This window comes from Sutcliffiella halmapala (assembly GCF_002019665.1).
In the GTDB taxonomy this organism is placed as follows: domain Bacteria; phylum Bacillota; class Bacilli; order Bacillales; family Bacillaceae_I; genus Sutcliffiella_A; species Sutcliffiella_A halmapala.
In genome coordinates, this window is sequence record NZ_KV917375.1 from 4,634,360 (window position 1) to 4,652,210 (window position 17,851).

The 17,851-nt window shown below is 40.0% G+C and carries 28 protein-coding genes; 1 reads left to right on the plus strand and 27 read right to left on the minus strand.

Features of this window, described 5'->3' with window-relative positions:
- Positions 1-10: 10 nt before the first annotated feature.
- Positions 11-640 carry a spore germination lipoprotein GerD gene (gene gerD / locus BK580_RS22785; protein WP_078382523.1) on the plus strand — a complete coding sequence of 210 codons (630 nt, stop codon included), beginning with the start codon at positions 11-13 and terminating at the stop codon, positions 638-640.
- 43 nt (positions 641-683) lie between these two features.
- Here gerD and BK580_RS22790 read toward each other — a convergent pair whose 3' ends face one another.
- From BK580_RS22790 to rplF, 27 genes are all read right to left on the minus strand, one after another.
- Positions 684-1,733, minus strand: coding sequence for an Mrp/NBP35 family ATP-binding protein (locus BK580_RS22790; protein WP_078382882.1), 1,050 nt, complete (start codon positions 1,731-1,733; stop codon positions 684-686).
- Between the two features lie 126 nt (positions 1,734-1,859).
- Entirely contained in the window at positions 1,860-2,582 is a 723-nt protein-coding gene (gene cwlD / locus BK580_RS22795; RefSeq protein ID WP_139364955.1) for an N-acetylmuramoyl-L-alanine amidase CwlD, read from the minus strand.
- Positions 2,583-2,645: 63 nt separating this feature from the next.
- Entirely contained in the window at positions 2,646-3,089 is a 444-nt protein-coding gene (locus BK580_RS22800) for a YbaK family protein (RefSeq protein ID WP_078382524.1), read from the minus strand.
- A gap of 184 nt (positions 3,090-3,273) precedes the next feature.
- A complete protein-coding gene (locus BK580_RS22805; protein WP_078382525.1) occupies positions 3,274-3,726 on the minus strand; it encodes a hypothetical protein in 453 nt (150 codons plus the stop codon).
- A 62-nt stretch (positions 3,727-3,788) separates the two neighbouring features.
- Positions 3,789-4,559: a hypothetical protein gene (locus BK580_RS22810; protein WP_078382526.1), complete on the minus strand. Its 771-nt coding sequence runs from the start codon at positions 4,557-4,559 to the stop codon at positions 3,789-3,791.
- Positions 4,560-4,611: 52 nt separating this feature from the next.
- Positions 4,612-5,028: a hypothetical protein gene (locus tag BK580_RS22815; protein ID WP_078382527.1), complete on the minus strand. Its 417-nt coding sequence runs from the start codon at positions 5,026-5,028 to the stop codon at positions 4,612-4,614.
- A gap of 376 nt (positions 5,029-5,404) precedes the next feature.
- On the minus strand, positions 5,405-5,797 hold the full coding sequence (gene rpsI / locus BK580_RS22820; RefSeq protein WP_078382528.1) for a 30S ribosomal protein S9: 393 nt from the start codon (positions 5,795-5,797) through the stop codon (positions 5,405-5,407).
- A gap of 20 nt (positions 5,798-5,817) precedes the next feature.
- On the minus strand, positions 5,818-6,255 hold the full coding sequence (rplM, locus tag BK580_RS22825; RefSeq protein ID WP_078382529.1) for a 50S ribosomal protein L13: 438 nt from the start codon (positions 6,253-6,255) through the stop codon (positions 5,818-5,820).
- A gap of 158 nt (positions 6,256-6,413) precedes the next feature.
- Entirely contained in the window at positions 6,414-7,160 is a 747-nt protein-coding gene (gene truA / locus BK580_RS22830) for a tRNA pseudouridine(38-40) synthase TruA (protein ID WP_078382530.1), read from the minus strand.
- Positions 7,161-7,175: 15 nt separating this feature from the next.
- Positions 7,176-7,970, minus strand: coding sequence for an energy-coupling factor transporter transmembrane component T family protein (locus BK580_RS22835; RefSeq protein WP_078382531.1), 795 nt, complete (start codon positions 7,968-7,970; stop codon positions 7,176-7,178).
- Complete coding sequence (locus tag BK580_RS22840) at positions 7,967-8,839, minus strand: energy-coupling factor ABC transporter ATP-binding protein (RefSeq protein ID WP_078382532.1); 873 nt, start codon at positions 8,837-8,839, stop codon at positions 7,967-7,969. Before BK580_RS22840 ends, BK580_RS22835 begins: the two co-directional genes overlap by 4 nt.
- A complete protein-coding gene (locus BK580_RS22845) occupies positions 8,815-9,654 on the minus strand; it encodes an energy-coupling factor ABC transporter ATP-binding protein (protein WP_078382533.1) in 840 nt (279 codons plus the stop codon). Before BK580_RS22845 ends, BK580_RS22840 begins: the two co-directional genes overlap by 25 nt.
- A 238-nt stretch (positions 9,655-9,892) precedes the next feature.
- A complete protein-coding gene (gene rplQ, locus BK580_RS22850; RefSeq protein WP_078382534.1) occupies positions 9,893-10,255 on the minus strand; it encodes a 50S ribosomal protein L17 in 363 nt (120 codons plus the stop codon).
- A 75-nt stretch (positions 10,256-10,330) separates the two neighbouring features.
- A complete protein-coding gene (locus tag BK580_RS22855) occupies positions 10,331-11,275 on the minus strand; it encodes a DNA-directed RNA polymerase subunit alpha (RefSeq protein ID WP_078382535.1) in 945 nt (314 codons plus the stop codon).
- A 170-nt stretch (positions 11,276-11,445) separates the two neighbouring features.
- Positions 11,446-11,835 (minus strand): 30S ribosomal protein S11, encoded by a 390-nt coding sequence (rpsK, locus tag BK580_RS22860; RefSeq protein ID WP_078382536.1) that lies wholly within the window; start codon positions 11,833-11,835, stop codon positions 11,446-11,448.
- A gap of 29 nt (positions 11,836-11,864) precedes the next feature.
- Positions 11,865-12,230: a 30S ribosomal protein S13 gene (rpsM, locus tag BK580_RS22865; protein ID WP_078382537.1), complete on the minus strand. Its 366-nt coding sequence runs from the start codon at positions 12,228-12,230 to the stop codon at positions 11,865-11,867.
- 20 nt (positions 12,231-12,250) lie between these two features.
- Complete coding sequence (rpmJ, locus tag BK580_RS22870) at positions 12,251-12,364, minus strand: 50S ribosomal protein L36 (protein ID WP_003156543.1); 114 nt, start codon at positions 12,362-12,364, stop codon at positions 12,251-12,253.
- A gap of 41 nt (positions 12,365-12,405) precedes the next feature.
- Positions 12,406-12,624 (minus strand): translation initiation factor IF-1, encoded by a 219-nt coding sequence (gene infA, locus BK580_RS22875; protein ID WP_028390440.1) that lies wholly within the window; start codon positions 12,622-12,624, stop codon positions 12,406-12,408.
- On the minus strand, positions 12,624-12,938 hold the full coding sequence (locus BK580_RS22880; protein WP_139364956.1) for a KOW motif-containing protein: 315 nt from the start codon (positions 12,936-12,938) through the stop codon (positions 12,624-12,626). The genes infA and BK580_RS22880 overlap by 1 nt, the downstream gene beginning before the upstream one ends.
- 13 nt (positions 12,939-12,951) lie before the next feature.
- A complete protein-coding gene (gene map, locus BK580_RS22885) occupies positions 12,952-13,698 on the minus strand; it encodes a type I methionyl aminopeptidase (RefSeq protein ID WP_078382538.1) in 747 nt (248 codons plus the stop codon).
- Positions 13,698-14,348, minus strand: a complete 651-nt coding sequence (locus tag BK580_RS22890) for an adenylate kinase (RefSeq protein WP_078382539.1) — start codon at positions 14,346-14,348, stop codon at positions 13,698-13,700. Before BK580_RS22890 ends, map begins: the two co-directional genes overlap by 1 nt.
- A gap of 60 nt (positions 14,349-14,408) precedes the next feature.
- The gene (gene secY / locus BK580_RS22895; protein ID WP_078382540.1) at positions 14,409-15,701 is read right to left on the minus strand and encodes a preprotein translocase subunit SecY; all 1,293 of its coding nucleotides are present in this window, start codon (positions 15,699-15,701) and stop codon (positions 14,409-14,411) included.
- Positions 15,701-16,141, minus strand: coding sequence for a 50S ribosomal protein L15 (gene rplO, locus BK580_RS22900; protein WP_078382541.1), 441 nt, complete (start codon positions 16,139-16,141; stop codon positions 15,701-15,703). Before rplO ends, secY begins: the two co-directional genes overlap by 1 nt.
- Before the next feature lie 33 nt (positions 16,142-16,174).
- Positions 16,175-16,357 carry a 50S ribosomal protein L30 gene (gene rpmD, locus BK580_RS22905; protein ID WP_078382542.1) on the minus strand — a complete coding sequence of 61 codons (183 nt, stop codon included), beginning with the start codon at positions 16,355-16,357 and terminating at the stop codon, positions 16,175-16,177.
- 13 nt (positions 16,358-16,370) lie between these two features.
- Positions 16,371-16,871 (minus strand): 30S ribosomal protein S5, encoded by a 501-nt coding sequence (rpsE, locus tag BK580_RS22910; protein WP_078382543.1) that lies wholly within the window; start codon positions 16,869-16,871, stop codon positions 16,371-16,373.
- Between the two features lie 20 nt (positions 16,872-16,891).
- Positions 16,892-17,254 (minus strand): 50S ribosomal protein L18, encoded by a 363-nt coding sequence (gene rplR / locus BK580_RS22915; RefSeq protein WP_078382544.1) that lies wholly within the window; start codon positions 17,252-17,254, stop codon positions 16,892-16,894.
- Positions 17,255-17,288: 34 nt separating this feature from the next.
- Positions 17,289-17,825, minus strand: a complete 537-nt coding sequence (gene rplF / locus BK580_RS22920) for a 50S ribosomal protein L6 (protein ID WP_078382545.1) — start codon at positions 17,823-17,825, stop codon at positions 17,289-17,291.
- Positions 17,826-17,851 lie beyond the last annotated feature (26 nt).

The following is a 17,851-nucleotide window of genomic DNA, read 5'->3' on the forward strand; positions in this document are numbered from 1 at the left end:
GAGTTTTCTAATGAAAAACTACCTTTTGCCGTTCCTTTTTATCTGTTTCGCACTTTCTGGGTGTGCACAGGGGGAAAATGGTAGCGGCCAAATGGATTATGAAGAAACCAAAAAAATGGTTGTGGATATATTAAAGACAGACGATGGTAAAAAAGCCATTGAAGAGATTATGACCGACGAAAAAATGAAGCAGAACTTTGTATTAGACCAAGAAATTGTTACAGGTGCTATTCAACAAACACTTGATAGTGAAAAAGGTGCAAAGTTCTGGAAGAAGACATTTGAGGATCCAAAGTTTGCCGAGACATTTGCAAAAAGTATGCAAAAAGAGCACGAAAAGCTTATTAAGGATTTAATGAAAGATCCCGAATATCAAGGCTTAATGGTTCAAGTGTTACAAGATCCAGAAATGGAAAAACAAATGGTAGCTGTTTTAAGTGGCAAGGAATTCCGTACACACCTACAAAAGGTTATTACGGAAACCTTTGAAAGTCCTCTATTTAAAGCAAAACTTCAAGCTCTCCTTCTAAAAGGTGCCGAAGAGATGCAAAGTGGCCAAAAAGAGCAAGGTGGAGGCTCTGAAGAAGGCAGCGGAAGTGAAGGTGGAGAAGAATCTGCTAACGGCGGAGGAGAAGAATAACTACTAACACAAAAGGCAGACCTAATTTAGGTCTGCCTTTCATTTATGTTAACTCTACTACTTTAGACGCTATGTCTAAATATATTTTCCCTAGGTCATGATCATTTTGATAAATAGATGGCGCAAAGTCTTCCTCGCTCCAATCCGGCTGTTGAAGAGGTAATTGTCCGAGCAGTGGAGCTTGAAGCTCTTCTGATAACTTTTTCCCTCCACCTTGACCGAATACATACTCTTTTTCACCCGTCTTTTTGCTTTCAAAATATGCCATATTTTCGATAACACCAATAACTTCATGATTGGTTTTTAGCGCCATCGCGCCTGCACGTGCCGCTACAAAAGCTGCCGTTGGATGTGGAGTAGTTACGATTAGCTCTTTACATGCTGGTAACATGGAATGAACATCAAGCGCGACATCTCCCGTTCCTGGTGGTAGATCCAACAATAGATAGTCTAGATCTCCCCATTCCACCTCATTAAAGAAGCTGTTTAACATTTTCCCAAGCATCGGCCCTCTCCATATTACAGGCGAATTATCTTCCACGAAGAAGCCCATTGAAATTACTTGTACCCCAAAACGTTCTACTGGAATGATTTTTTCGCCGCGAACAACTGGACGCTTCGTTATCCCCATCATATCCGGTACACTAAAGCCGTAAATATCCGCATCAATAAGTCCTACTTTTTTTCCAAGGCGAGCTAATGAAACCGCTAAGTTTACAGATACCGTTGATTTACCAACGCCACCTTTTCCACTGGCAATAGCCAAGAAAGTTGTTTTATTACTTGAAAGTAACGTCTCTTCCTGTTGGGTTGTGGTTGTTGCGCCGAACTTGTCGACCACTTCTTTTGGAAGCTCTGTAAAACGCAGTCCTACCGTTGCCGCTCCTGCCTCTTTTAAAAGATTAACGACGGTACCTTGCAATTGCATTTGCTCAGCTGTACCAGTTTTGGCTAATGCAATCTTCACGCTAACATGATTCTTTTCTTCCTTTATAGAAATCTCTTCTATCGCATTCGTCTCTTCAAATGTTCTATGTAAAATTGGATCTTGAAGTTCTTTTAATAGTTGTACCACCTTTGATTCTGTTAACACCATTGACCCCACCCCTGCACATTATAGTCTTTATAAGAATGAATTCGTTTACACTCTTAGTATAACATATCTCCATTTCGAAGAGTGTAGATTACACAAATGCTTAAAGCATGAAAGAACCCCCTATTATTCAGGAGGATCTTCCGGGTCTTCTTCTAATGTATAATGCCGTAATATCCCATTGTAAATGGATGCTGCGAGGGTCCTTTGATAGTCTTCCGTACTTAACAACGCCCGTTCAGACGGATTAGATAAAAATCCTACCTCCACTAGTGCTCCAGGGATTTTCGCTTGCTTTAATATATAAATACCGTTTATCGATTTTGCCAGTCGGTCCGTATTCTCTAAGTTGATACGCAGCTCATCTTGGATAAACCGAGCGACTCGTTCATTTTCTTTTGACTCGGAACGCTGATAAAAGGTTTGAGCACCTTTCCATCTTGGGGAGGGAATCGCATTTAAATGAATGCTAATAAATAAATCTCCATCCGACTCATTTACCATCTCTACACGTTTTCGTAAATCCTCTACCTTTCGTCTACTGTAACCCTTAGTATTCGGATTCGCGAGGTCTACATCCTCTTCTCGCGTCATTAATACTAGCGCACCTTGTTCCTGTAGATAGTCCTTTAAATACAGAGAAACTTGCAGCGCCACGTCTTTTTCTAAAATATCTCCACCGACAGCACCTCCATCCGGACCGCCGTGACCTGGATCGAGAATAATTATCTTTCCACTTAGTGGGAGATTCCATTGTTCCCATGTTTTTTCATTAAAGACTTGAAATTGAAATAAAAATAAAAGGGTAAGGCCTGCCGTCATAAAAGCCCAGAACTTCCACCTTCGCATATGTATCCCTCCCGCATGTCCGCTCTTTAACACTATATGGGACAAGAAGGAAGTTTATGATAATTAGTGAAGCCTCAAGCGATACCTTTTTTCACCTTTATGAAATCCCTCTCGCCACCAATAATCAATAAAGGACTCACAAGTGAGATAAAAGGATTCATGTACCAGATCATTATCGCCGATAGAACCCCAATATAGAAAATAATCGTATAACGTATCAATCAAGTATTTCTCTTCCACATGGCAACGCGTTTTCACCTTTTCTACTGATTCGCCATAATAACCAAATTTGCTATAGGATGCACCAAGAAGATAAGCTTCAATTGCAACATCTAAACAGCCTTCTTCAATCGCAGTTATTTGTTGTTGTTTGTTTTTTAAGTATGGGGAGAAAAAATCCTTTACCTTTGTTCTCAATACTTCCAAAGATATTTCGCGAAGCATTTTACGTTCATATTTCATCTGTTTTTCTCTTCGCTTTTCTTTAAAGGTTGTTAGTACCGTCATTTCCTTCACACCCTTTCCTTCATTAGTTTCCTAAGGGGGATGTCCTTTCATGCGTGAAATGAATGAGTACGTTTTTCCAAGTAAGAAAATGGATGCGGAGGTAAGTTTCCGAATTACGAGGGAATACAAAGAGGAGATTACTTTAAAAAGGAGGGACGGCTTTCATGACATATCGTAGAAGCTTTCACTCCCCTGTACTATCAGAAACTCCCCGATCCCCCATTTCCACCATTTGTTGTTTAGCAAGCTCCACAATCGTATCTAACTCGACTAAAAACTCTTCCTTATCCACCTCGGAACTAAACTCTGTGTTTTGAATTAGTTCATCGGTATACCTTTTGAGCTCCAACAGACGAGCTTCTATTTCGGTATCGGTAAATTCCTTTAGCTTTTGCTCCGAATCCTTTAACTTTACTTGTAACTCTTCCTTCAAGCGACTTGTTTGTTTTTCTTGCTCTATCGCAATTGTCTCCTCGATCCTGGTGATTGATTCGTTCTTTTTCTTATCAAACCAACTTGTAAGCAGAGAGCCAATGTCTTGATTAGCAAAAGCGATGTTCATGCTCCCCCCAATGAGTATACAAATAAAAAGTGCCCCAACTGAGAGTTTAAAGAAAAATCCTCTTCGCTTGCTCATTCCTTTCCCTCCTAAAGTTAGGACTCCACCGCGGCGAAGCCCTAACCATATAACTTGTCCCTTTAATTTCCTAATCCAGAAACGACTGCATCTAAGCTTGCTTTTGCCTCATCCTCAAGCTCCTGGGCCTTCGCTATGATAATTGCCTGTTGCTCTTCTAAAAGACCAGCTGTAATAACTTTTATCGCCTCCCGTAAGTCGCCTACCTTCCAATTAATTTGACTCTGGAGATTCCGTGTACTAATTTCCGTTTCTCGGTCGAGCTCTGCCAAAAGTTCTCGTTTCGCAGTGTCAATTGCTTCTTGTAATTCACTCACCGCATTTTCTTTGGCAGCATTAAGCTGCTGGGTAACCTCATTTACCGCTACTTCCCCGGCTGAAGCTGTATAGGATGCATAATCAGCACCTGCCGCTAATAACGCCTCATCCCCCAGCCTATTAATCGCCAGATACCCTTCAAGAAAGACTTCACTGTAAAATTGATAATTCATGTTTTCCAACAATTCTTCTTTCTTAGCTTCGAGTGAATGAATATGAGCCTCTTTTGCCGTTGTTATCTCTGCGTCCACCCTGTTGATTTGTTGATTTTTTGTCGTATTAATAGCGACTGCCGCTTTTTCCTTCAACCCTTCATTTTCACTGCCCCATTGTTCAAAGGCTTCTTCTGCTTGATTTAACGACTCCGCCTGCACAGTTGCCTTTGTCTCATTGAATACTCCATCATACCAACTCTTTAACGAACCGCCTGCATCACTATTAGCAAAAGCAAAGCCAGCTCCTGACAATATCCCTATCGCTACTGCACCCGCAATCAACTTCTTTTTCATGGTCATCTTTTATCTCCCTCTCTTTTTCCTATTTTTTCAAAACTTTCTCTACTTACACTTATTCGCCTATCAATTCTGTTAAAAATTCCGCTAGCTCATTTTCCATTTCTATATGGATGGTTCCTTCCTTCCTTTCTGTATAGTGAATAAGAGCACCTTGTTTTAAATGCTCTTTCGTTTTTGACAAATCATTTAGGTAATTTTCTAGATGGATGAGTATTTCTTCTTGTGTTTTTGTGGTTGAAGTCTCGAGGATGGAATGAAGCTCCTGATCTTTATGAGTGAAGTCTGTAAAATGAAAACTGTTCATAAAAACTGATAATGTAGAGGTGGTTAAATCTAATTTCTGTTGCAAGTTCGTTTGGAGCCAGTGCGAAAGATTATTATCTGGGCCATGTGCTTTGACATATATATTGGCGAATCCAAAAAGGAAACCGGTACTCCCAAAAACTAGCACAACCTTTTTCCATTTCATCTTATCCCCTCCAAGCTATAATGGGATGCTTTGAAAACCTCCTCCCTCCTAGTAGAAAAAGATACAAATTCGAATTTTCATTATTAAGAACAACCTAGTTTTAGTATAGGACAAGCCTGTTGATTAAAAAAGTTCCCTATTACCTATTTTGTTTAATTTTGTAAATAGTCGTTTTTTGAAAAATTACCAACTTTTCACTTATTAATTCTTCGCTTTAAAGAACATTTTTACCTATTATAGGGTGTCTATCCTTTTAGTCATTGGGAATAAAGTCGGGTGGAGGAAGGAAATTTGAGAAGAGTGGATTAAAGGATCCCCAACACCAAAAAAAGACCCCCAACCAAATCGGTTGAGAGTCTTTGAAACGTAATAGAAATTAACGTTTTGAGAACTGAGGTGCACGACGCGCGCCTTTAAGTCCGTATTTTTTACGCTCTTTCATACGTGCGTCACGAGTTAATAGACCCGCACGTTTTAAAGAAGCACGGAACTCAGGATCAGCTTGTAATAATGCACGAGCGATTCCGTGACGGATTGCACCAGCTTGACCAGTGTAACCACCACCGTTAACGTTTACTAATACATCATAGTTACCTTCTGTTTCAGTAACTGCTAATGGTTGTTTAACAACGTTACGTAGAGCTTCGAATGGAATATAGTTTTCGATATCACGATCGTTGATTACGATTTGTCCGTTCCCAGGAACTAGACGTACGCGAGCAACGGAGCTTTTACGACGACCTGTGCCGTAGTATTGTACTTGTGCCAAAGTTATACCCTCCCTTTTAATTAACCGCGAAGTTCGTAAACTTCAGGTTGTTGTGCTTGGTGTGGATGCTCACTACCAGCATATACGTTTAATTTTTTAGCCATTTGACGACCAAGACTTCCTTTTGGAAGCATGCCTTTGATTGCAAGTTCTAACATCTTTGTAGGATAGTTAGTACGCATTTCTAAAGCCGTTCTTTGCTTTAATCCACCTGGGTGCATAGTGTGACGGTAGTAGATCTTTCCGTTTAACTTGTTACCAGTTAAGTGAATTTTTTCTGCGTTAATGATAATTACATGATCTCCAGTATCTACATTTGGAGTAAATGTTGGTTTATGTTTACCACGTAAAATGGTTGCAACTTCACTTGCAAGACGACCTAAAGTTTTACCTTCAGCATCTACCACGTACCATTTACGATTGATTTCGCTAGCTTTCGCCATAAACGTTGTACGCATTGATTTCCCTCCTAAAAAATAAATCTTTTATTTTTCGTATCATATATTTTATTCTACACGATGAAACTCTTCCGGGGCTTAATCGTGGGGTTAAAATACATACCATGTGATATCTTATAACTTTTCTTTCATATTGTCAAGAAAATGTTACACCAGGATTAGTTGTCATTGTAAATCACGCTCCACAAATATAAACCTTGAGCTGGTGCCGTTTTCCCAGCGGCCTTTCTATCCTGCTCCTGGAGAATTTCCAAAATTTCCTTTGGCTGTTTTTTTCCTTGTCCAACTTCTAATAATGTTCCTACAATTATCCGCACCATATTGTATAAAAAACCATTGCCTACTACGCGAAACACTAGCTCATCGTCCATTACGCATGCTTCTAATTCATAAATTGTTCGTACCTTATCCACTACCTCTGTCTTAACAGAACAAAAGCTGGTGAAATCATGTGTCCCTAGTAAGAATTTTGTCGCTTCTTGAATCGCATCCACATCCAATTTATAAGGGTAGTGAAAGACATGATGGCGAGTAAACACGTTAAAATCCTTACATAAGGAGACTTTATAGCGATATTCCTTTTGCACTACATCAAAGCGTGCGTGGAAAGTAGATGCTGCTTCTAAAACCTGCTTTACCCATATATCTTTCGGTAGATGAGCATTTAATGCTTTCTGCCACGCTTGGGTTGGGATGGTTAGCGGGGTGTCAAAATGCAGTACTTGTCCCACTGCATGTACCCCAGCATCCGTTCGGCCCGATGCGAATACCTTCATCTCAGCTCCTTTATGAATACGAGCTAATGCCTTCTGTACTTCTAGCTGGACCGTCCGCTTCTCTTTTTGTATTTGATAGCCCTCAAATTGAGTTCCATCATATGAAATAACACATTTTATTCTATTCATCGCATCCTGACTCCATTATGTTCGAATCATAAATAATATAAACGTCATTATAGCTAATAACACCATGAGCAACGTATCCTTGATTTGCCACTCAAGCAAGCGGAATTTCGTTCGACCTTCTCCGCCCTTATACCCACGTGCCTCCATCGCTGTAGCAAGCTCCTCTGCGCGTTTAAAGGCGCTAATGAATAATGGGACAAGCAAAGGGACAAGCGCCTTTACACGCTCTTTTAATGGGCCTGTGGTGAAATCCACACCTCTTGCACTTTGCGCTTTCATAATCTTATCTGTTTCCTGCATTAAAGTAGGAATAAAACGCAAGGAAATCGACATCATTAAAGCTAACTCATGAACAGGCACACCTAGTTTCTTAAAAGGACCAAATAGTGTCTCCATCCCATCGGTTACCTCAATTGGAGTAGTAGTTAGAGTCAGGATAGTCGTAATGGTAATTAAAAATAGAAAGCGCATGGAAATAAAGACAGCTTGAATAATTCCTTCCTCATACACTTGAAGAAACCCAAATTGGAATAATAAATTTCCTTCTTTTGTTAAAAAAACATGAAAGAACATCGTAAAAATGATAATCCACAAAATTGGCTTTAAGCCTTTTAAAATAAATAGAAGAGGTATCCTCGTCAAAAGAACAATGGTTAACGTAAATGCCCCCAGCAGTGAGTATCCCCATACATTATTAGCAAGAAACACAATCATGACAAAAATAAACACTAATAAAAGTTTCGCTCTAGGATCCATTCGGTGGACGATAGAACTACCTGGCACATATCTTCCAATAATCAAGTTATTCACTCTATTGTTCCCCCTTTTTCTAACTGGGAAACAATTGCGTTAGCAACTTCGTCTACAGTTAAACATACTCCGCCTACCTTAGTACGCAAACGAGACTCCAATGCTTTCATAAACAGAACAGTTTCTGGAACATCCAAACCAAGCTCTTGGATTATCTCTGCGTTAGCAAAGATTTCTCTAGGCTCTCCTTTAAGTCCAACCGTTCCCTTATTCAATACCATAATTGAATCCGCATATTTTGCGGCATCTTCCATGCTATGTGTTACTAGGATGGTGGTGAGCTTTTTTTCTTTGTGTAAATGGTAAAAAAGATCCATTATTTCTTTACGGCCTCTCGGATCTAAACCTGCTGTTGGTTCATCTAATACCAGCACCTCTGGCTCCATCGCAAGAACTCCTGCAATCGCCACTCGACGCATTTGTCCGCCACTTAAATCAAATGGAGAAACTTCTAAATACTTTTCTGGCAAGCCTACAAGCTTTAACGCCGTCCTCGCTCTTTTCTTTGCATCTTCTTCTGAAACACCAAAATTAATTGGTCCAAAACAAATGTCCCTTTCTACCGTTTCCTCAAAAAGCTGATGCTCAGGAAACTGAAAAACAATACCCACTTTTTTGCGGAGCGCTTTGATGTTTTTCTCTTTAACAGTGGCTTTTAACGTAAAATCCCCTAATTGTATTATTCCTTTTGATGGGCGCAGTAATCCGTTTAAATGCTGGAGCAGAGTTGATTTACCAGAACCTGTATGTCCGATAATCGCTGTGTAAGAACCATCTTTAATATCCATATTCACGTCAAAAAGGGCTAGGCGCTCAAATGGTGTTTTTTCTTGATAGCGATGCTCTAAATCTTTAATTGTAATTTGCATAACTCTTCAATCAGCCTTTCACTTGTTGTTGGATTGGTCTCAAGTTTGACACCTAACTGCTTTAATTTGTTTGCTAATATAATGGTAAAAGGTAGATCTAATCCAATCTCAACAAGCTGATCACCTAGTTGGAATATTTCACTTGGAGTTCCTTCTGCAAACACTTTCCCTCCATTTAAAACAATCATGCGGTCCGCTTTTGATGCTTCTTCTAAATCATGGGTAATAGATAAAACAGTAACTCCAACTTCTCTTCGAAGTTCTTCAATCGTCTGTATGACCTCCCGACGGCCTATTGGATCAAGCATGCTGGTTGCTTCATCTAGAATAATTATGGCTGGACGCAATGCAATTATCCCTGCAATTGCCACTCGCTGCTTTTGACCGCCTGAGAGTTGATGTGGTTCTTGGGTTAGAAAAGATTTCATCCCAACTCTTTCTATACCTTCTTCCACTCGCTGGATCATTTCATCGCGCGGAATTCCAATATTTTCTAAACCAAACGCAACATCATCCTCCACCGTGGAGCCTACAAATTGATTATCAGGATTTTGAAATACCATACCTACTTGGCGACGGATATCCCAAAGTGTATCCTCCGACAATTTCATTCCATTAATAGTAACCGAACCTTCTGTTGGGAACTGTAATCCATTTAAAATTCGAGCAAGCGTGGATTTCCCTGATCCGTTATGACCTACAATTGCAGTCCATTCTCCTTGCTTTATTTCTATATTAATATCTTTTAATGTATCTTCCTCTTGATTGGCATATCGGAAATATAAATTTTTCACTTCTAGGATTTTCATAGCCATGTACCTTACTCCTCTCTTCTCATCTTTTCTCTTCTACCTCTATAAACGATATTATAATATAAAAACGAACACGTTTTTAGTCTCTTCTCTCAGCCGCGAGTAGAGAAGAGACTTCGAACTGTTTTTTGGCAAAAAAATAAAGGGCATAGATCAGTCATTACAACTGTCCGCCCTTATTTATGACTGACTATAGGGGATATTCAAAAAGTCGTTGCCTCCTTTTTGAAACCACTATAAATTAAACTAACTCGATGATAACCATTGGTGCTCCGTCACCGCGACGAGGTCCAAGTTTCATAATACGAGTGTATCCACCTTGACGCTCATCATAACGTGGAGCGATATCAGCAAATAATTTTTGAACTGCGTCTTGACCAGTTTCTACGTTCGCAACTTCATGACGAACATAAGAAGCTGCTTGACGGCGAGCATGTAAATCTCCACGCTTACCAAGAGTGATCATTTTTTCTACAACAGAACGTAATTCTTTCGCACGTGCTTCTGTAGTTTCAATGCGCTCACTGATGATTAAATCAGTTGTTAAGTCACGTAACATCGCTTTACGCTGTGCGCTAGTACGACCTAATTTTCTGTATCCCATGTTGATGTTCCCTCCTTCTGTAGAAAGTAATGAAACGTTCAAACACATAAAGATGCCTAGTTTTACGAATAAAAACTAGTCATCTTTACGCAGGCCTAAACCAAGCTCTTCTAATTTGTGCTTGACTTCTTCTAAAGACTTACGGCCTAAGTTGCGAACTTTCATCATATCTTCTTCTGTTTTATTTGCAAGTTCTTGAACAGTATTAATTCCAGCACGCTTTAAGCAGTTATATGAACGAACAGATAAGTCTAGTTCTTCGATAGTCATCTCTAGAACTTTTTCCTTCTGATCTTCTTCTTTTTCTACCATAATCTCTGCGTTTTGGGCTTCATCTGTTAAGCCAACAAATATATTTAAGTGCTCAGTTAAAATCTTTGCCCCAAGTGCTACTGCTTCTTGTGGACCGTTGCTACCATCTGTCCATACATCAATTGTAAGCTTGTCATAGTTAGACACTTGGCCTACACGTGTATTTTCAACATAATAAGAAACACGAGAAACTGGTGTAAAGATAGAATCAATTGGAATAACACCAATTGGTTGATCTTCACGCTTGTTTCCGACCGCTGGTACATATCCACGACCGCGCTTTGCAGTGAAACGAATACGTAAGTGAGCGTTTTTCGCTAAGGTAGCGATATGAAGGTCAGGGTTTAGGATCTCAACATCGCTATCATGTGTAATGTCAGCAGCTGTTACAGCTCCTTCTCCTTGAACATCAATCTCTAACGTTTTCTCATCATCTGAATAGATTTTTAATGCTAGCTTCTTAACGTTCAAAATAACTGTTGTAACATCTTCAACGACGCCTTCAATTGTTGAGAACTCATGCAGTACACCATCTATTTGGATAGATGTTACAGCGGCACCAGGAAGTGAGGATAAAAGAATACGACGTAAGGAGTTACCCAAAGTTGTTCCATATCCACGCTCAAGTGGCTCGACGACGAATTTACCATAGTTGGCGTCATCGCTGATTTCAACCGTTTCGATTTTTGGTTTTTCGATTTCTAACATTCATAACCCTCCTTCAAAACGTCGAAACCCCGGAAAGACATGAAATGTCTAACCGAAATTCCCCATAGGTATGTCCCGATTGTGCACAACAACAACATTTAATTATCTGTATGTTTTAAAACTGTATCATAAGCCATTATTGACATGTATACAAATTCTATACAGACAAATTAAACACGGCGACGTTTTGGTGGACGGCAACCGTTATGAGGTACTGGGGTTACGTCTCTAATAGCAGTTACTTCAAGACCAGCTGCTTGTAAAGCACGAATTGCTGCTTCACGACCAGCACCAGGGCCTTTAACTGTAACTTCTAAAGTTTTTAAACCGTGCTCCATGCAAGACTTTGCAGCAGTTTCAGCTGCCATTTGTGCTGCGAATGGAGTAGATTTACGAGAACCTCTGAAGCCAAGAGCACCTGCACTAGACCACCCAATTGCATTTCCGTGAGAGTCAGTAATCGTTACGATTGTGTTATTGAATGTAGAACGGATATGCGCGATACCAGTGTCAATATTCTTTTTCACACGGCGTTTACGTGTATTAGTTTTGCGTGCCATATTTAACTTACCTCCTTACTTACTTAAAATTATTTCTTTTTATTCGCTACTGTACGACGTGGACCTTTACGTGTACGAGCATTGTTTTTAGTATTTTGACCACGAACTGGTAAACCACGACGGTGACGAAGACCACGGTAGCAACCAATTTCGATTAGACGCTTAATGTTAAGAGATACTTCACGACGAAGATCACCTTCAACTTTAATTTTGTCTACGATGTCACGAATTTTTCCTAATTCTTCTTCCGTTAAGTCGCGTACACGAGTTTCCTCAGATACACCAGCTTCAGCTAAAACTTTTTCAGCTGTTGGACGACCAATACCGAAAATATATGTTAATGAAATTACAACGCGCTTGTCGCGAGGAACATCAACACCAGCAATACGTGCCATATATGCGCACCTCCCTCAAGTTATCCTTGTTTTTGTTTGTGTTTCGGATTTTCACAAATAACCATAACTTTACCTTTTCTACGAATAACTTTACATTTTTCGCAGATTGGCTTAACAGATGGTCTCACTTTCATCTTATATTACCTCCCTGATAGTACGGAGTGCTAAAATAGGTTTATTTAAAACGATACGTAATTCTACCGCGTGTTAAATCGTATGGAGAAAGCTCCACCGTTACTTTATCTCCTGGCAGGATTCGAATAAAGTGCATACGTATTTTCCCAGAAACATGAGCCAATACCGTATGACCATTTTCCAATTCTACTTTAAACATTGCATTTGGTAAAGTCTCTTGGACAGTACCTTCTACTTCAATTACATCGTCTTTCGCCATTAATTAAGTTCTCCCTTCTTCAAATCAGTAACAAGCTCATTGACAAACTTTGTTAGCGCAAAACGCAATTTCCCATTTGTCACACGGCCCGTTTCCATCATACTGTTCTGAACTTCTGGAGATACGTAATCAAAAAATTCAAGATGATGAATGTTCTTCTTCTTAGGGCGGTCATACTTCCGCTTGTCTCCATCCGCTAGGACGACAAAACGCTCATCAAGAATTTTAATAATTACGGCATACTGTCCGGCATCTCTGCCTTGAGTAATCAAAACAAATTGCCCCACTTGCAAAGTCGAATTAGATTCGATCATGCAATCTCACCTCTTAGGGTTTTGTTAAGATCTCGTAACCTGTTTCTGTAATCGCGACCGTATGTTCGAAATGAGCACACATTTTACCGTCAACAGTAACAACAGTCCAGTCATCTGCTAGCGTTTTAACGTAGCGAGTTCCTGCATTGACCATTGGTTCAATTGCTAGGACCATACCAGGTTTTAACCGTGGACCTTTGTTAGGAGGTCCGTAATGTGGAATTTGGGGATCTTCATGTAAGTCTTGACCAATTCCATGCCCTACATACTCTCTCACGATTGAAAAATCATGTGCTTCTGCATACGTTTGAATCGCATGTGAAACATCTGAGAGACGAGCGCCCGGTTTTACTTCCTTGATGCCTTCATACAATGATTGTTCCGTGACTTCAAGTAATCGCTTTGTTTCATCGGATATGCTACCAACAGGATACGTCCAAGCGGAGTCACCGTGGTAACCATTATACTTTGCACCAATATCTATGCTAATGATATCGCCGTCTTTAAGTACTCTATCTCCGGGAATACCATGAACTAGTTCTTCATTAACAGAAGCACAAATGCTTCCGCGAAAACCATTATACCCTTTGAACGAAGGAATTGCATCATGTTTGCGAATGAATCTTTCAGCAATATCATCCAATTGTTTCGTCGTTACGCCAGGTACAATATGTTTTTGTAATTCTTGATGAGTAAGTGCCACGATCTTACCTGCTTCTCTCATGATTTCAAGCTCACGAGCAGTTTTACAGATAATCATTACGCACGACCTCCAAGAAGCTTTTCTATATCGTTAAAAACTTTTCCAATCGGTTGTTGTCCATCAATGTTTTGAAGATACCCTTTAGACTTATAAAAGTCCAGTAAAGGCTTGGATTGTTTCACATTAACTTCTAAGCGGTTCCCAACAGTTTCTTCGTTGTCATCAGCACGCTGATAAAGTTCCCCGCCACACTTATCACAAACACCATCTTCACTTGGAGGATTGAATACTAAATGATAAGTTGATCCACAATCTTTACAAATACGTCTTCCAGTTAAACGCTCCATCAAAATACTTTGATCGACATCAACATTGATTACATAATCAATTTTCCGTCCAAGCTCTTCTAACATTTGCTCTAAAGCATCTGCTTGAGGAACAGTTCTTGGGAAGCCATCTAATAGAAAACCGTTTTTGCAATCTTCTTTTTCCAGTCTTTCACGAACGATACCGATCGTTACTTCATCAGGAACAAGCTGTCCTTGGTCCATAAAAGACTTAGCTTTAAGGCCTAGTTCAGTTCCTTCCTTCATTGCAGCACGAAACATATCTCCGGTTGAGATATGAGGGATATTGTACTTTTCGACAATTCGTTCTGCTTGAGTACCTTTACCGGCACCCGGAAGTCCCATTAGAACTAAATTCATCTTAATGCCCCCTCAGTCTCTTGTGAAGTATATTGGGATAATGTTATCCCAATTACTTCATTACTTGATAAACCCTTTATAATGACGCTTTACTAACTGACTTTCTAGTTGCTTCATCGTTTCTAGTGCAACACCAACTACGATGAGGATACCAGTTCCACCAATCTGTACGGCTGGAGGAAGATCAGCTAATTTCATAAAGATAACAGGTAGGATAGAAATCCCTGCTAAGAATAGAGCCCCAACAAAAGTAAGTCGGAAGATAATCTTTGTCAGATATTCCTGTGTATTTACCCCAGGTCGTATACCTGGAATATATCCACCTTGTTTCTTTAAGTTTTCTGCCATCTGCTCAGGATTGGACTGAACAAATGTATAGAAATACGTAAAGGCAATAATAAGAGCTACGTAAACTACCATACCTATCGGATTAGTATAATCAAATGTCCTCTGGATCCATTCAGTAACATTGTTTGGACCAAAGAAAGACGCGATAGTTGGTGGTGTGATGATAAATGATACTGCAAAGATAACCGGGATTACCCCTGCTGCATTAACTTTTAACGGTAAGTGTGAAGAATGTCCTCCAACTGGATTACGCCCTGATAATTTCTTTGCATACTGGATCGGGATTTTACGTAATGCTTGTTGAATAAAGATAACACCGACTATAACAGCTAATATTGCAAGAATAATTAAAGCAACAACAACGAGATTTAGGAACAATTGATCTCCAGCACCCTCAATTTGTTTTGCATAAATCTGGTTTGCTCCATTTGGAATGGCAGCAACGATACCCGCGAAGATAAGAATAGAAATACCATTCCCAACTCCATGCGCAGTGATTTGCTCACCAAGCCACATTAAAAATGCAGTTCCAGCTGTTAACACTACCGCGATTAACAGATAAGTAGCGATGGTAGGGTTACTAATTAGCTGACCTTCAGCTAAGTTATTAAACCCTATAGACATACCAATTGCCTGGATAAATCCAAGCACGATTGTAAAGTATCTAGTGAATTGAGCTAATTTGCGACGTCCAACTTCTCCTTGTTTTGACCACTCCGTAAACTTAGGAACAACATCCATTTGTAACAACTGTACAATAATGGACGCTGTGATGTATGGCATTACACCCATGGCAAGAATTGAGAAGTTTTCCAAAGCTCCACCACCAAAGGTATTCATGATACCGAACACACTAAACTCATCTTGGAATTTCAATATGTCAGAGTTTACCCCTGGTACTGGGATAAACGTACCGATACGGAATATGACTAACATTAATAGGGTGAAAACAATTTTCTTTCTTATATCACCCACGCGCATAAAATTGGAGAATGTCTGGAACATTAAATCACCTCAACTGAACCGCCAGCTGCTTCTATAGCTTCCTTAGCGGCTGAGGAGAATTTATGAGCACGAACTGTAAGCTTTTTCTCGATCGAACCGTTACCTAATACTTTTAATCCAGCATTTAATTTGCTAACTAAACCTGTTTCAAGAAGTAATTCAGGTGTAACTTCTGTTCCATCTTCAAAGCGGTTTAACGTATCAAGGTTGATAATTGCAAACTCTTTACGATTGATGTTCGTGAATCCGCGCTTTGGTAAGCGTTGGAATAGAGGTGTTTGACCACCTTCAAATCCAGGACGAACGCCACCGCCAGAGCGTGCATTTTGACCTTTATGACCTCTACCAGAAGTTTTTCCGTTACCAGAACCTGTTCCGCGTCCAACGCGATTACGCTCTTTACGAGATCCTTCTGATGGTTTTAACTCATGAAGTTTCATTGTGGCACCTCCTTATTTAATAACCGTATCTATTTATTGCTCGTTCACAGTAACAAGGTGAGATACCTTGTTAATCATTCCACGAATAGCTGCGTTATCCTCATGGATAACCGTTTGGTTCATTTTTTTCAAACCAAGCGTTTGAACAGTCACACGTTGGTCTTGTGGACGACCGATTACACTGCGAGTGAGGGTGATTGCTAATTTGTTTGCCATTTTGTTTCCCTCCTTATCCTAACAGTTCTTCTACCGTTTTACCACGCAATTTAGCAACGTCCTCTGCACGTTTCAATTGCTTTAATCCATCTAATGTAGCACGGATCATGTTGATTGGTGTGTTAGATCCTAGAGATTTAGAAAGGATGTCTTGAACACCTGCTAATTCTAGTACCGCACGAACTGGACCTCCAGCAATAACCCCAGTACCTTCAGAAGCTGGTTTTAATAGGATTTCTCCAGAACCAAATTCTCCAAGTACTTGGTGAGGAATTGTTGTACCAACGATAGGTACAGCAACTAAGTTCTTTTTCGCATCTTCAATTGCTTTACGGATTGCTTCAGGTACTTCTTGAGCTTTACCAGTACCAAAACCAACATTACCGTTTTTGTCACCTACTACTACTAGAGCAGCAAAGCGGAAACGACGTCCACCTTTTACTACTTTCGCAACGCGGTTAACCGTAACAACGCGTTCTTCAAGTTCTAATTTGTTTGGATCAATACGACGCATCAGTGTCCCTCCTTTGTCGATTAAAATTCTAAGCCAGCCTCACGTGCAGCATCTGCTAATGCTTTTACACGGCCATGATATAAGTATCCTCCGCGGTCGAATACTACGGATTTAATACCTTTTTCGATTGCGCGCTTTGCAACTAATTCTCCAACTAATACCGCTGATTCTAAGTTACTCCCGTTAGCAGCAGTTAACTCTTTATCAAGAGTAGATGCACTTACGATTGTTACAGAGTTACTATCATCGATAACTTGTGCATAAATGTGTTGGTTTGAACGAAACACGTTTAAACGTGGACGAGTTGCAGTTCCTGATAACTTAGCACGAACACGAGTGTGTCTTTTCTTACGAGTAGAATTTTTATCAGGTTTTGTAATCATCTTGCAGTCACTCCTTTCTATCGGCTATGCGCTATTACTTCGCAGTTTTACCTTCTTTACGACGTACATGTTCTCCTTCATAACGAATCCCTTTACCTTTGTAAGGTTCTGGCGGACGAACGTCACGAATGTTTGCTGCAAGAGCACCTACGCGTTCTTTATCAATACCTTTAATAACGATCTTTGTGTTTGCTGGAACTTCCACTTCAATACCTTGCTCAGGTGTGATTTCTACTGGATGAGAGTACCCTACGTTCAGAACTAGCTTATTACCTTGCTTGGAAGCACGGTAACCAACCCCGATAAGTTCTAACCCTCTTTCGAAACCAGTTGTTACACCTACAACCATGTTGTTTAATAGAGCACGAGTTGTTCCGTGGATAGTACGATGTTCCTTACTATCTGAAGGACGTACTACTGTTAATACGTTCTCTTCTAAAGTGATAGTTAAATCTTGGTTAAAAGTACGAGTTAACTCGCCCTTAGGACCTTTTACAGTTACTGTATTATTGTCATTTGTAATTGTAACCCCAGTTGGGATTTCAATAGGTTTTTTACCTACACGTGACATGAGTTACACCTCCGTTCATTTAAAGA

Bases quoted from the DNA above. Each gene is read 5' to 3' on its own strand.
- BK580_RS22880 (WP_139364956.1), bottom strand. From the start codon at position 12,938: ATGATCGAATCTAATTCGACTTTGCAAGTGGGGCAATTTGTTTTGATT.
- infA (WP_028390440.1), bottom strand. From the start codon at position 12,624: ATGGCGAAAGACGATGTAATTGAAGTAGAAGGTACTGTCCAAGAGACT.
- rplM (WP_078382529.1), bottom strand. From the start codon at position 6,255: ATGCGTACAACGTTTATGGCGAAAGCTAGCGAAATCAATCGTAAATGG.
- map (WP_078382538.1), bottom strand. From the start codon at position 13,698: ATGATTATCTGTAAAACTGCTCGTGAGCTTGAAATCATGAGAGAAGCA.
- cwlD (WP_139364955.1), bottom strand. From the start codon at position 2,582: ATGCGAAGGTGGAAGTTCTGGGCTTTTATGACGGCAGGCCTTACCCTT.
- rpsE (WP_078382543.1), bottom strand. From the start codon at position 16,871: ATGCGTCGTATTGATCCAAACAAATTAGAACTTGAAGAACGCGTTGTT.
- rpsK (WP_078382536.1), bottom strand. From the start codon at position 11,835: ATGGCACGCAAAACTAATACACGTAAACGCCGTGTGAAAAAGAATATT.
- rplO (WP_078382541.1), bottom strand. From the start codon at position 16,141: ATGAAACTTCATGAGTTAAAACCATCAGAAGGATCTCGTAAAGAGCGT.
- gerD (WP_078382523.1), top strand. From the start codon at position 11: ATGAAAAACTACCTTTTGCCGTTCCTTTTTATCTGTTTCGCACTTTCT.
- BK580_RS22845 (WP_078382533.1), bottom strand. From the start codon at position 9,654: ATGGCTATGAAAATCCTAGAAGTGAAAAATTTATATTTCCGATATGCC.
- BK580_RS22810 (WP_078382526.1), bottom strand. From the start codon at position 4,559: ATGACCATGAAAAAGAAGTTGATTGCGGGTGCAGTAGCGATAGGGATA.
- BK580_RS22855 (WP_078382535.1), bottom strand. From the start codon at position 11,275: ATGTTAGAAATCGAAAAACCAAAAATCGAAACGGTTGAAATCAGCGAT.
- secY (WP_078382540.1), bottom strand. From the start codon at position 15,701: ATGTTCCAGACATTCTCCAATTTTATGCGCGTGGGTGATATAAGAAAG.
- rpmD (WP_078382542.1), bottom strand. From the start codon at position 16,357: ATGGCAAACAAATTAGCAATCACCCTCACTCGCAGTGTAATCGGTCGT.
- rplQ (WP_078382534.1), bottom strand. From the start codon at position 10,255: ATGGGATACAGAAAATTAGGTCGTACTAGCGCACAGCGTAAAGCGATG.
- rpmJ (WP_003156543.1), bottom strand. From the start codon at position 12,364: ATGAAAGTGAGACCATCTGTTAAGCCAATCTGCGAAAAATGTAAAGTT.
- BK580_RS22840 (WP_078382532.1), bottom strand. From the start codon at position 8,839: ATGCAAATTACAATTAAAGATTTAGAGCATCGCTATCAAGAAAAAACA.
- BK580_RS22815 (WP_078382527.1), bottom strand. From the start codon at position 5,028: ATGAAATGGAAAAAGGTTGTGCTAGTTTTTGGGAGTACCGGTTTCCTT.
- BK580_RS22890 (WP_078382539.1), bottom strand. From the start codon at position 14,348: ATGAATTTAGTTCTAATGGGACTTCCGGGTGCCGGTAAAGGTACTCAA.
- BK580_RS22805 (WP_078382525.1), bottom strand. From the start codon at position 3,726: ATGAGCAAGCGAAGAGGATTTTTCTTTAAACTCTCAGTTGGGGCACTT.
- rplF (WP_078382545.1), bottom strand. From the start codon at position 17,825: ATGTCACGTGTAGGTAAAAAACCTATTGAAATCCCAACTGGGGTTACA.
- BK580_RS22800 (WP_078382524.1), bottom strand. From the start codon at position 3,089: ATGACGGTACTAACAACCTTTAAAGAAAAGCGAAGAGAAAAACAGATG.
- truA (WP_078382530.1), bottom strand. From the start codon at position 7,160: ATGAATAGAATAAAATGTGTTATTTCATATGATGGAACTCAATTTGAG.
- rpsM (WP_078382537.1), bottom strand. From the start codon at position 12,230: ATGGCACGTATTGCTGGTGTTGATGTTCCTCGCGACAAGCGCGTTGTA.
- rplR (WP_078382544.1), bottom strand. From the start codon at position 17,254: ATGATTACAAAACCTGATAAAAATTCTACTCGTAAGAAAAGACACACT.